General features: G+C 69.6%; 11 protein-coding genes. All 11 read left to right on the forward strand.

Annotated elements, in window-relative coordinates:
- Positions 1–28 precede the first annotated feature (28 nt).
- The 11 genes from E0500_RS36160 to coaBC all read left to right on the forward strand — a co-directional run bounded on the left by E0500_RS36160 (position 29) and on the right by coaBC (position 12,341).
- On the forward strand, positions 29–1,024 hold the full coding sequence (locus tag E0500_RS36160; protein ID WP_131563063.1) for an aspartate carbamoyltransferase catalytic subunit: 996 nt from the start codon (positions 29–31) through the stop codon (positions 1,022–1,024).
- Positions 1,025–1,029: 5 nt separating this feature from the next.
- Positions 1,030–2,343 carry a dihydroorotase gene (locus tag E0500_RS36165; RefSeq protein WP_131563064.1) on the forward strand — a complete coding sequence of 438 codons (1,314 nt, stop codon included), beginning with the start codon at positions 1,030–1,032 and terminating at the stop codon, positions 2,341–2,343.
- Positions 2,340–2,909, forward strand: coding sequence for a hypothetical protein (locus tag E0500_RS36170; protein WP_131563066.1), 570 nt, complete (start codon positions 2,340–2,342; stop codon positions 2,907–2,909). The genes E0500_RS36165 and E0500_RS36170 overlap by 4 nt, the downstream gene beginning before the upstream one ends.
- On the forward strand, positions 2,906–4,075 hold the full coding sequence (gene carA, locus E0500_RS36175; protein WP_131563068.1) for a glutamine-hydrolyzing carbamoyl-phosphate synthase small subunit: 1,170 nt from the start codon (positions 2,906–2,908) through the stop codon (positions 4,073–4,075). Before E0500_RS36170 ends, carA begins: the two co-directional genes overlap by 4 nt.
- On the forward strand, positions 4,068–7,376 hold the full coding sequence (carB, locus tag E0500_RS36180; RefSeq protein ID WP_131563070.1) for a carbamoyl-phosphate synthase large subunit: 3,309 nt from the start codon (positions 4,068–4,070) through the stop codon (positions 7,374–7,376). The genes carA and carB overlap by 8 nt, the downstream gene beginning before the upstream one ends.
- Before the next feature lie 84 nt (positions 7,377–7,460).
- A complete protein-coding gene (locus tag E0500_RS36185; RefSeq protein WP_131563072.1) occupies positions 7,461–8,576 on the forward strand; it encodes a quinone-dependent dihydroorotate dehydrogenase in 1,116 nt (371 codons plus the stop codon).
- Positions 8,573–9,427: an orotidine-5'-phosphate decarboxylase gene (gene pyrF, locus E0500_RS36190; protein ID WP_131563073.1), complete on the forward strand. Its 855-nt coding sequence runs from the start codon at positions 8,573–8,575 to the stop codon at positions 9,425–9,427. Before E0500_RS36185 ends, pyrF begins: the two co-directional genes overlap by 4 nt.
- Positions 9,428–9,729: 302 nt before the next feature.
- Positions 9,730–10,053: an integration host factor gene (locus tag E0500_RS36195; protein ID WP_131563075.1), complete on the forward strand. Its 324-nt coding sequence runs from the start codon at positions 9,730–9,732 to the stop codon at positions 10,051–10,053.
- Positions 10,054–10,089: 36 nt separating this feature from the next.
- Positions 10,090–10,647 carry a guanylate kinase gene (gene gmk / locus E0500_RS36200; protein ID WP_131563077.1) on the forward strand — a complete coding sequence of 186 codons (558 nt, stop codon included), beginning with the start codon at positions 10,090–10,092 and terminating at the stop codon, positions 10,645–10,647.
- Positions 10,648–10,685: 38 nt separating this feature from the next.
- Positions 10,686–10,958: a DNA-directed RNA polymerase subunit omega gene (gene rpoZ, locus E0500_RS36205; protein ID WP_005319902.1), complete on the forward strand. Its 273-nt coding sequence runs from the start codon at positions 10,686–10,688 to the stop codon at positions 10,956–10,958.
- Positions 10,959–11,138: 180 nt separating this feature from the next.
- The gene (gene coaBC / locus E0500_RS36210; RefSeq protein WP_131563080.1) at positions 11,139–12,341 is read left to right on the forward strand and encodes a bifunctional phosphopantothenoylcysteine decarboxylase/phosphopantothenate--cysteine ligase CoaBC; all 1,203 of its coding nucleotides are present in this window, start codon (positions 11,139–11,141) and stop codon (positions 12,339–12,341) included.
- Positions 12,342–12,564: the final 223 nt, after the last annotated feature.

Here is a 12,564-nt window from a genome sequence, read left to right on the forward strand (position 1 = left end):
ACCTGAACTGCCTTACGGAGCCTGAAAGATGCAGCGCCATCTCATCTCGGCCGCCGACCTCACCCGCGACGACGCCATCCGCATCCTCGACACCGCCGAGGAGATGGCCCGCGTCGCCGACCGGCCGATCAAGAAACTGCCGACCCTGCGCGGCCGTACCATCGTCAACCTCTTCTTCGAGGACTCCACCCGGACCCGGATCTCCTTCGAAGCCGCCGAGAAGCGCCTCTCCGCGGACGTGATCAACTTCTCCGCCAAGGGATCGAGCGTGTCCAAGGGCGAGTCCCTCAAGGACACCGCCCAGACCCTGGAGGCCATGGGCGTCGACGCCGTCGTCATCCGGCACGGCGCCTCGGGGGCCCCGTACCGCCTGGCGAACTCCGGCTGGATCGACGCCGCCGTCGTCAACGCGGGCGACGGTACCCACCAGCACCCCACCCAGGCCCTGCTGGACGCCTTCACCATGCGCCGCCGCCTCGTCGGCCGGGACGCCGGGCTCGGCCAGGACCTCGGCGGCCGGCGCATCACGATCGTCGGCGACATCCTGCACAGCCGCGTCGCCCGCTCCAACGTCGACCTGCTGCACACCCTCGGCGCCGAGGTCACGCTCGTCGCGCCGCCCACGCTGCTGCCGGTCGGCATCGAGTCCTGGCCCTGCGAGATCTCCTACGACCTCGACGCCACCCTGCCGAAGTCGGACGCGGTGATGATGCTGCGCGTGCAGAGTGAGCGCATGAACGCCGCGTTCTTCCCGACCGAGCGCGAGTACTCCCGGCGCTACGGCCTCGACGGCGAGCGCATGGCGCGGATGCCCGAGCACGCCATCGTGATGCACCCCGGCCCGATGGTGCGCGGCATGGAGATCACCGCCGAGGTCGCCGACTCCGACCGGTGCACCGCGATCGAGCAGGTCGCCAACGGGGTCTCCATCCGCATGGCCGTGCTGTACCTGCTGCTCGGCGGCGCCGTCTTCGAGTCCAAGAACGCGCCCGTCACCCTCCAGACCCGTACCGAGGAGAAGTAAGACAGATGAGCAAGATCCTGATCCGTGGTGCGAAGGTGCTCGGTGGCGAGCCGCAGGACGTGCTGATCGACGGCCGGACCATCGCCGCCACCGCCCGGCAGGGCGAAATCGACTGGAGCGGTTCCGGGCTGTCCGCCGAGGGCGCTGAGGTCGTCGAGGCCGACGGCAAGGTGCTGCTGCCGGGCCTGGTCGACCTGCACACCCATCTGCGCGAGCCCGGCCGCGAGGACTCCGAGACCGTGCTGACCGGTACGCGAGCGGCGGCGAGCGGCGGTTACACGGCCGTGTTCGCCATGGCCAACACCTTCCCGGTGGCCGACACCGCCGGTGTCGTCGAGCAGGTCTACCGGCTCGGCCAGCAGCACGGGTACTGCGACGTGCAGCCCATCGGCGCCGTCACCGTCGGCCTGGAAGGCAGGAAGCTCGCCGAACTGGGCGCCATGCACGAGTCGGCGGCGGGCGTGACCGTGTTCTCGGACGACGGCAAGTGCGTGGACGACGCCGTGATCATGCGCCGGGCGCTGGAGTACGTGAAGGCCTTCGGCGGAGTCGTCGCCCAGCACGCGCAGGAGCCGCGGCTCACTGAGGGCGCCCAGATGAACGAGGGCGTCGTCTCCGCCGAGCTGGGCCTCGGCGGCTGGCCGGCGGTGGCCGAAGAATCGATCATCGCCCGGGATGTCCTGCTCGCCGAGCACGTCGGGTCCCGGGTGCACATCTGCCACCTGTCGACCGCCGGCTCCGTCGAGATCGTGCGCTGGGCCAAGTCCCGCGGCATCGACGTCACCGCCGAGGTCACCCCGCACCACCTCCTCCTCACCGACGAGCTGGTGCGGACGTACAACCCGGTCTACAAGGTCAACCCGCCGCTGCGCACCGAGCGCGACGTGCACGCGCTGCGCGAGGCGCTCGCCGACGGCACGATCGACATCGTGGCCACCGACCACGCCCCGCACCCGCACGAGGACAAGGACTGCGAGTGGGCCGCGGCCGCCATGGGCATGGTCGGGCTGGAGACCGCGCTGTCCGTGGTCCAGCAGACGATGGTCGACACCGGGCTCCTCGACTGGGCGGGCGTCGCCGACCGCATGTCGTTCAAGCCCGCTGAGATCGGCCGGGCCGCGGGTCACGGCCGTCCCGTCTCGGCAGGTGAGCCCGCCAACCTCATGCTCGTCGACACGGCATACCGTGGGTCCGTGGACCCCGCGGGCTTCGCCTCGCGCAGCCGCAACACCCCGTACGAGGGCCGCGAGCTGCCGGGCCGTGTCACGCACACCTGGCTCCGGGGCAAGGCCACGCTCGTCGACGGGAAGCTCACGTGACACCTCTCATCTCGATCGCCGCTGAACAGAGGTCGGCCGAAGTGACCGACTGGGCCGCCCGCATCGGCTGGGTGGTCGGACTCCTCCTCTTCGTCGCGCTCGTCTACTGGCTGATGCGCGAGGGCTGGAAGTGGCGCGGCACGCTCCAGGGCGACCTGCCTGAGCTGCCCACAGCGCCGGACGACCCGGGCGAGCCCACACTGACGATGAGCGGGCGCTACCACGGCTCCACCACCGCCGGGCAGTGGCTCGACCGCATCGTGGCGCACGGCCTGGGCACCCGCAGCAGGGCCGAGCTCACGCTGACCGAGGCGGGACTGGACGTCGTACGCCCCGGAGCAACCGACTTCTTCGTACCGGCCGCCGCGCTGCGCGAGGCACGGCTGGACAAGGGCATCGCCGGCAAGGTCCTCACCGAGGGCGGACTGCTCGTCGTCACCTGGGAGCACGGCGACCGGCTGATCGACTCGGGCTTCCGCTCCGACCGGGCGGCCGAGCACAACGAGTGGGTCGAGGCCCTCAATTCCATGAACAAGACCAGCACCACGGAAGGCGCCGAACGATGACGACCTCCACCCGGGGAACCACCAGGGTTCCCGCCGTACTCGTCCTGGAGGACGGCCGGATCTTCCGCGGCCGTGCCTACGGGGCCGTGGGGGCGACCTTCGGCGAGGCCGTGTTCTCCACGGGCATGACCGGCTACCAGGAGACCCTCACCGACCCGTCGTACCACCGCCAGGTCGTCGTCATGACCGCCCCGCACGTCGGCAACACCGGCGTCAACGACGAGGACCCGGAGTCGAAGCGGATCTGGGTCTCGGGTTACGTCGTACGCGACCCCGCGCGCGTGCCGTCCAACTGGCGCTCACGGCGCTCGCTGGACGAGGAGCTCCGGACGCAGGGCGTCGTCGGTATCAGCGGCGTCGACACGCGTGCCCTCACCCGCCACCTGCGCGAGCGCGGTGCCATGCGCGTCGGGATCTTCTCCGGCAACGCGCTGCCCGACGAGGGCACCATGCTCGCCGAGGTGCGCCAGGCCCCCGAGATGAAGGGCGCCGACCTCTCCGCGGAGGTCGCGACGAAGGAGACGTACGTCGTCCCGGCGATCGGCCCCGACGGCGAAGCCGTCCCGATCGGCACGGCGAAGTTCACCGTCGCCGCCGTCGACCTCGGCATCAAGGGGATGACCCCGCACCGCATGGCCGAGCGCGGCATAGAGGTGCACGTGCTCCCCGCGACGGCGACCGCCGAGGAGGTGTACGCCGTGAACCCGGACGGCGTGTTCTTCTCCAACGGCCCCGGCGACCCGGCCACCGCCGACCACCCGGTCTCCGTGATGCGGGCGGTCCTGGAGCGCGGCACGCCGCTGTTCGGCATCTGCTTCGGCAACCAGATCCTGGGGCGCGCGCTCGGTTTCGGCACGTACAAGCTGAAGTACGGGCACCGTGGCATCAACCAGCCGGTGCAGGACCGTACGACCGGCAAGGTCGAGGTCACCGCGCACAACCACGGCTTCGCCGTCGACGCCCCGCTCGACAAGGTCTCCGAGACTCCCTACGGCCGCGCCGAGGTCTCCCACGTCTGCCTCAACGACGACGTGGTGGAGGGGCTGCGGCTCCTCGACCGCCCGGCCTTCAGCGTCCAGTACCACCCCGAAGCGGCAGCCGGCCCGCATGACGCCGCCTACCTGTTCGACCGCTTCGTATCCCTGATGGAGGGCCAGCGTGCCTAAGCGCACCGATATCCAGTCCGTCCTGGTCATCGGCTCCGGCCCGATCGTCATCGGCCAGGCCGCCGAGTTCGACTACTCCGGCACCCAGGCGTGCCGCGTCCTGAAGGCCGAGGGCCTGCGCGTCGTCCTGGTGAACTCCAACCCGGCGACGATCATGACCGACCCGGAGATCGCCGACGCGACGTACGTCGAGCCGATCACGCCCGAGTTCGTCGAGAAGATCATTGCCAAGGAGCGGCCGGACGCCCTGCTGCCCACCCTTGGCGGCCAGACGGCCCTCAACACCGCCATCTCCCTGCACGAGAACGGTGTCCTGACGAAGTACGGCGTCGAGCTGATCGGCGCCAATGTGGACGCGATTCACAAGGGCGAGGACCGCGAACAGTTCAAGCTGGTGGTTGACGCGGTTCACAGCAAGATCGGCCACGGTGAGAGTGCACGGTCGGTGATCTGCCACTCCATGGACGACGTCCTGAAGGGTGTCGACGAGCTCGGCGGCTACCCGGTCGTCGTCCGGCCCTCCTTCACCATGGGCGGCGCCGGTTCCGGCTTCGCGCACGACGAGGAGGAGCTGCGCCGCATCGCGGGCACGGGCCTCACGCTCTCCCCGACCACCGAGGTGCTCCTGGAGGAGTCCATCCTCGGCTGGAAGGAGTACGAGCTGGAGCTGATGCGCGACAAGCACGACAACGTCGTGGTCGTCTGCTCCATCGAGAACTTCGACCCCATGGGCGTCCACACCGGTGACTCGATCACGGTCGCGCCCGCGATGACGCTCACCGACCGCGAGTACCAGATCCTCCGGGACATCGGTATCGCGGTCATCCGCGAGGTCGGTGTCGACACCGGCGGCTGCAACATCCAGTTCGCTGTGAACCCCGTTGACGGCCGTGTCATCGTCATCGAGATGAACCCGCGTGTGTCGCGTTCGTCGGCCCTCGCGTCCAAGGCCACCGGTTTCCCGATCGCCAAGATCGCCGCGAAGCTGGCCGTCGGCTACACGCTCGACGAGATCCCGAACGACATCACCGAGCAGACCCCGGCCTCCTTCGAGCCGACGCTCGACTACGTGGTCGTGAAGGCACCGCGGTTCGCGTTCGAGAAGTTCCCGTCCGCCGACTCCACGCTGACCACGACCATGAAGTCGGTCGGCGAGGCCATGGCGATCGGCCGCAACTTCACCGAGGCGCTGCAGAAGGCGCTGCGGTCGCTGGAGAAGAAGGGCAGCCAGTTCACGTTCGTCGGCGAGCCCGGCGACAAGGCCGCTCTCCTGGAAGAGGCCGTCCGGCCGACCGACGGGCGGATCAACTCCGTCATGCAGGCCATCCGCGCCGGCGCCACACCGGAAGAGGTCTTCGAGTCCACCCGGATCGACCCGTGGTTCGTCGACCAGCTCTTCCTGATCAAGGAGATCGCGGACGAGCTGGCCGCCGCCGAGCGTCTTGATGTCGACCTGCTGGCCGAGGCCAAGCGGCACGGCTTCTCCGACCAGCAGATCGGCGAGATCCGGGGCCTGCGCGAGGACGTCGTGCGCGAGGTCCGCCACGCGCTGGGCGTGCGCCCGGTGTACAAGACGGTCGACACCTGCGCCGCCGAGTTCGCGGCGAAGACGCCGTACTTCTACTCCTCCTACGACGAGGAGACCGAGGTCGCGCCCCGCGAGAAGCCGGCCGTCATCATCCTGGGGTCCGGTCCGAACCGCATCGGCCAGGGCATCGAGTTCGACTACTCCTGCGTCCACGCCTCCTTCGCGCTGAGCGACGCGGGCTACGAGACCGTGATGGTCAACTGCAACCCGGAGACCGTCTCCACGGACTACGACACCTCCGACCGCCTGTACTTCGAGCCGCTGACGCTTGAGGACGTGCTGGAGATCGTCCACGCGGAGTCGCTGGCCGGCCCGATCGCGGGCGTCGTCGTCCAGCTCGGCGGGCAGACCCCGCTGGGCCTGTCGCAGGCACTCAAGGACAACGGCGTACCCGTCGTGGGCACCCCGCCCGAGGCCATCCACGCCGCCGAGGACCGCGGCGCCTTCGGCCAGGTGCTCGCCGAGGCCGGTCTCCCGGCACCGAAGCACGGCACGGCGACCACCTTCGCGGGCGCCAAGGCCATCGCCGACGAGATCGGCTACCCGGTCCTGGTGCGGCCGTCGTACGTCCTCGGCGGGCGCGGCATGGAGATCGTGTACGACGAGGCACGCCTGGAGGCGTACATCGCCGAGTCGACCGAGATCAGCCCCTCCCGGCCCGTCCTGGTCGACCGGTTCCTCGACGACGCGATCGAGATCGACGTCGACGCCCTCTACGACGGTGAGGAGTTGTACCTCGGTGGCGTCATGGAGCACATCGAGGAGGCCGGCATCCACTCCGGCGACTCGGCGTGCGCCCTGCCCCCGATCACCCTCGGCGGGTTCGACATCAAGCGGCTGCGGGCCTCGACGGAGGCCATCGCGAAGGGCGTCGGCGTCCGTGGCCTGATCAACATCCAGTTCGCGATGGCCGGGGACATCCTGTACGTCCTGGAGGCCAACCCGCGCGCGTCCCGTACGGTCCCCTTCACCTCGAAGGCGACAGCAGTGCCGCTGGCCAAGGCGGCGGCCCGGATCTCGCTCGGCGCGACCGTCGCCGAACTGCGGGCCGAGGGCCTGCTCCCCGCGGCCGGTGACGGCGGCACCCTGCCCCTCGACGCGCCGATCTCCGTCAAGGAGGCCGTCATGCCGTGGTCGCGCTTCCGCGACATCCAGGGGCGCGGCGTGGACACGGTGCTGGGCCCCGAGATGCGCTCCACCGGCGAGGTCATGGGCATCGACTCGGTCTTCGGCACGGCGTACGCCAAGTCGCAGGCGGGTGCGTACGGGCCGCTGCCGACCAAGGGCCGGGCGTTCATCTCGGTCGCCAACCGGGACAAGCGCTCGATGATCTTCCCGGCGCGTGAACTGGTCGCCCACGGCTTCGAGCTGCTCGCGACGTCCGGCACGGCCGAGGTGCTCAAGCGCAACGGCATCAACGCCACCGTGGTGCGCAAGCAGTCCGAGGGCGAGGGGCCGAACGGCGAGAGGACCATCGTCCAGCTCATCCACGACGGCGAGGTCGACCTCATCGTCAACACCCCGTACGGCACCGGCGGCCGCCTCGACGGCTACGACATCCGTACGGCGGCGGTGGCGCGCTCGGTGCCGTGTCTGACGACCGTCCAGGCGCTCGCCGCGGCCGTGCAGGGCATCGACGCCCTCAACCACGGTGGCGTGGGTGTGCGCTCACTCCAGGAACACGCGGAACACCTGACCGCGGCCCGCGACTAGCAGCCCTGAGGGGGACACCGGAAGCGGTGTCCCCCTCTTCATGAGGCTCATGAGGTTCATGAAGAGGGTCAAGAGGACACAGTGATGTACAAGCTATTCTTCCGTCTGGTTTTCAAACGGATGGATCCGGAGCAGGCGCACCACCTGGCCTTCCGCTGGATCCGCCTCGCCGTCCGCATCCCCGTACTGCGCACGTTGCTCGCGGCCGCCCTCGCGCCCCGCTACAAGGAGCTGCGGACGGAGGCCTTCGGGCTCCGCATGCACGGCCCCTTCGGGCTTGCTGCCGGCTTCGACAAGAACGCGGTGGCCGTCGACGGCATGTCGATGCTCGGCTTCGACCACGTCGAGATCGGCACGGTGACCGGGGAGCCGCAACCCGGCAATCCGAAGCAGCGGCTGTTCCGGCTCGTGAAGGACCGTGCGCTGATCAATCGCATGGGCTTCAACAACGAGGGTTCGCTGACGGTGGCCGCGCGGCTGGCGTCCCGCGAGCCCGTATTCAGGACCGTCGTGGGCGTCAACATCGGCAAGACCAAGGTCGTCCCGGAGGCCGAGGCCGTCGGGGACTACGTGAAGTCGGCCGAGCGGCTGGCTCCGTACGCCGACTACCTGGTCGTGAACGTCTCCTCGCCCAACACGCCTGGCCTCCGCAACCTCCAGGCCACCCAGGCGCTGCGCCCCCTCCTGAGCGCCGTCCGCGAGGCCGCCGACCGTACGGTCGGCGACCGCCGGGTCCCGCTGCTGGTGAAGATCGCTCCCGACCTCGCGGACGAGGACGTCGACGCGGTCGCCGACCTCGCCGTGGAACTGGGTCTGGACGGCATCATCGCCACGAACACCACCATCGCGCGTGAGGGACTCGGTTTGAAGTCCGAACCCTCTCTCGTGAAGGAGACCGGCGGACTCTCTGGCGCCCCCCTGAAAGCACGCTCCCTGGAGGTGCTACGCCGCCTCTACGCGCGCGTGGGCGACCGGATCACCCTGGTGGGCGTCGGTGGCATCGAGAACGCCGAGGACGCCTGGCAGCGCATCCTGGCCGGCGCCACCCTGGTGCAGGGCTACAGCGCCTTCATCTACGAGGGCCCGTTCTGGAGCCGCGCCCTCCACAAGGGCCTCGCCGCGCGCCTGAGCAGCAGCCCGTACGCCACCCTCGCCGACGCGGTCGGCGCGGACACACGGAAGGCAGGGAAGACCGCATGAGCGGTCCGGAACCCTTCGGCGCCCGGCTGCGGCGCGCCATGGACGAGCGCGGCCCGCTGTGCGTCGGCATCGACCCGCACGCATCCCTCCTCGCGGACTGGGGCCTGAACGACGACGTCGCCGGGCTTGAGCGGTTCAGCCGCACCGTCGTGGCGGCGCTGGCCGACCGGGTGGCCGTGCTGAAGCCGCAGAGCGCGTTCTTCGAGCGCTTCGGGTCGCGTGGCGTCGCCGTACTGGAGAAGTCGGTCGAGGAGGCGCGGGCCGCGGGCGCCCTGGTCGTCATGGACGCCAAGCGCGGCGACATCGGCTCGACCATGGCCGCGTACGCGGAGGCCTTCCTGAGCAGGGACGCGCCGCTGTTCTCGGACGCCCTGACCGTGTCGCCGTACCTCGGCTATGGGTCACTGAGGCCGGCCGTGGAGCTGGCGCGCGAGAGCGGCGCGGGCCTGTTCGTGCTGGCGCTGACCTCCAACCCGGAGGGACGTGAGGTGCAGCACGCGGTCCGCACCGGGGACACCGGCGGCCGGAGCGTCGGAGCGACCGTGCTGGCGCACCTCGCCGCCGAGAACGCGGGGGAGGCCCCCATGGGGTCCTTCGGTGCGGTCGTCGGGGCCACGCTGGGTGACCTGTCGTCGTACGACTTGGAGATCAACGGTCCGCTCCTGGCGCCCGGGATCGGTGCCCAGGGAGCGACTCCGGCGGACCTCCCGGGCGTCTTCGGAGCGGCCGTACGGCATGTCGTCCCGAACGTCAGCAGGGGTGTCCTGCGTCACGGGCCTGATGTCGCGGCGCTCCGCGCGTCCGCGGAGCGCTTCGCGGCGGAGATCGGTGCCGCCGTGGCGGCGGCCTGAGTCCTCCGATGAGTGCCTCGGGGACGGTCGGAGTCCCGCCCTGAGTCTGAATACATTCTCAAATCCGGGGCAATAAGCCCGTTATGTCCGACTCCAGGGAGGCTGACCAGGACTTTTCCGCTGTTCTCGCTGACTCAGGCGGACTTGACCGCTAGTCTCCGACGAGTGGGGGCACCTCCCACGCCCCTCAAGGCAGTGGGGGGAGAACGGGCAAGCGTGTTGCTCGTAGCTCCCCAGGTGTGGGGCGACTAGGTTCCTCACCGGTCCGTATCCGACAGTTCGACATCCGAGGTGACGTAGGCGTGGCTCTTCCGCCCCTTACCCCTGAACAGCGCGCAGCCGCGCTTCAAAAGGCCGCCGCGGCTCGCCGGGAGCGGGCCGAGGTCAAGAATCGACTCAAGCACTCCGGCGCCTCCCTTCACGAGGTCATCAAGCAGGGCCAGGAGAACGACGTCATCGGCAAGATGAAGGTCTCTGCCCTGCTTGAGTCCCTGCCGGGCGTGGGCAAGGTCCGCGCCAAGCAGATCATGGAGCGACTCGGGATCTCCGAGAGCCGCCGTGTGCGTGGCCTCGGTTCCAACCAGATCGCCTCCCTGGAGCGCGAGTTCGGCAGTACCGGCTCCTGAGTCCTGGGTATCCGGGATTGCTGGAATAATCGCTGCATGAGTGAACGTCCGCGGCTGACCGTGCTCTCCGGCCCCTCCGGGGTCGGCAAGAGCACGGTCGTCGCCCATATGCGCAAGGAATATCCCGAGGTCTGGCTCTCGGTGTCGGCGACGACCCGCAAGCCCCGCCCCGGCGAGAAGCACGGAGTCCAGTACTTCTTCGTCACCGACGACGAGATGGACAAGCTGATCGCCAACGGCGAGCTGCTGGAGTGGGCCGAGTTCGCCGGCAACCGCTACGGCACCCCGCGTCGCGCGGTGCTCGAACGGCTGGAGGCGGGTGAGCCCGTCCTCCTGGAGATCGACCTCCAGGGCGCCCGGCAGGTTCGTGAGTCCATGGCCGAGGCTCAGCTGGTGTTCCTGGCGCCTCCCTCCTGGGAGGAGCTCGTGCGCAGACTCACCGGGCGGGGCACCGAGCCGCCCGAGGTGATCGAGCGCCGCCTCGACGCGGCGAAGATCGAACTCGCGGCCGAGCCGGAGTTCGACATCACCCTGGTCAACACCTCCGTCGAGGACGTGGCGCGTGAGCTGCTAACCTTGATGGACGTAGTGTGATCGTTTTCGATCTCATCCCCCCTTTCGGAAGGTAGAGCGTGTCCTCTTCCATCACCGCGCCCGAGGGCATCATCAACCCGCCGATCGACGAGCTCCTTGAGGCCACCGACTCGAAGTACAGCCTCGTGATCTACGCGGCCAAGCGTGCTCGCCAGATCAACGCGTACTACTCGCAGCTCGGCGAGGGTCTTCTTGAGTACGTCGGTCCGCTCGTCGACACTCACGTGCACGAGAAGCCGCTCTCGATCGCTCTGCGCGAGATCAATGCGGGTCTGCTGACGTCCGAGGCCATCGAGGGCCCGGCGCAGTAGTATTTTCAGCCTGAGGCTGACTTTTCCACAGGCCCGGCAGCGCGACTGCCGGGCCTGTGGTCTGCTCGGGGGTGCGGGGGTCGTCCCCCGCAATGACGCAGCATTGAGTCGTACGCCAGCCATAAGCCAGTCGTACGCCGAAGAGCCGCGGCGTACACGTGACGAGTGTGGGGAGGCCCGGTGGGCAAGCCGAAGGTCGTTCTGGGGGTCAGTGGTGGCATCGCCGCGTACAAGGCGTGCGAGCTGCTGCGCCGGCTGACCGAGTCCGGGCACGACGTGCGGGTCGTCCCCACCGCGTCCGCGCTGCACTTCGTCGGCGCCGCCACCTGGTCGGCCCTCTCCGGCAACCCGGTCTCGACCGAGGTCTGGGACGACGTCCACGAGGTCCCGCACGTCCGCATCGGCCAGCAGGCCGACCTCGTGGTCGTGGCCCCGGCCACCGCGGACACGCTCGCGAAGGCGGCCCACGGCCTGGCCGACGACCTGCTGACGAACACGCTGCTCACCGCCCGCTGCCCGGTCGTCTTCGCCCCCGCCATGCACACGGAGATGTGGGAGCACCCGGCCACCCGGGAGAACGTGGCGACGCTGCGCCGCCGGGGTGCCGTGGTGATCGAGCCCGCCGTGGGCCGACTGACCGGCGTCGACACCGGCAAGGGGCGGCTGCCCGAGCCCGCCGAGATCTTCGAGGTCTGTCGCAGGGTGCTCGCCCGCGGGGTGCCCGAGCCCGACCTGGCCGGCCGCCATGTGGTCGTCAGCGCCGGAGGCACCCGTGAGCCCCTCGACCCCGTCCGCTTCCTCGGCAACCGCTCCTCCGGCAAGCAGGGGTACGCCCTGGCCCGTACGGCCGTCGCCCGGGGCGCCCGGGTCACACTGATCGCCGCGAACACCGGGCTGCCCGACCCGGCGGGAGTGGACGTCGTGCAGGTCGGGACCGCGGTCCAGTTGCGGGAAGCCGTCCTCAAGGCGGCCCCGGACGCGGACGCCGTGGTGATGGCCGCCGCGGTGGCGGACTTCCGCCCTGCGGCGTACGCACAGGGAAAGATCAAGAAGAGGGACGGCCAGGAGCCCGACCCCATCGTCCTGGTCCGCAACCCGGACATCCTCGCGGAGATATCGGCCGACCGCCTCCGGCCCGGCCAGGTGATCGTCGGCTTCGCGGCCGAGACGGACGACGTCCTCGCCAACGGACGCACCAAACTCAAGCGCAAGGGGTGCGACCTCCTCGTAGTGAACGAGGTGGGCGAGCGCAAGACGTTCGGCTCAGAGGAGAACGAGGCCGTGATACTCGGAGCCGACGGCAGTGAGACCCCGGTTCCGCCCGGACCGAAGGAAGCGCTGGCCGAGAAGGTGTGGGACCTTGTGGTGACCCGTCTGAGCTGAAGGGTTCATCCGCCCCAAGGTTCCCTCAAACACCGCACATTGGCGCGTGGCGCCCCTGGCGAACACCGATCCACTGTGGGCAGAATGCAGGTGCCGCAGGTCACAGCACTCCCAAGAGGCGAGACGGGTAGGCCTGCGGTTGTGCCCAACCGATAAACTGTTCTCGGACGATGTCGGGCGCAGCCCCCGTCCCGTCCGCCAATGATCAGTCAGCAGCCGCTGC

The organism is Streptomyces sp. KM273126 (genome assembly GCF_004337435.2).
Taxonomy (GTDB): domain Bacteria; phylum Actinomycetota; class Actinomycetes; order Streptomycetales; family Streptomycetaceae; genus Streptomyces; species Streptomyces acidicola.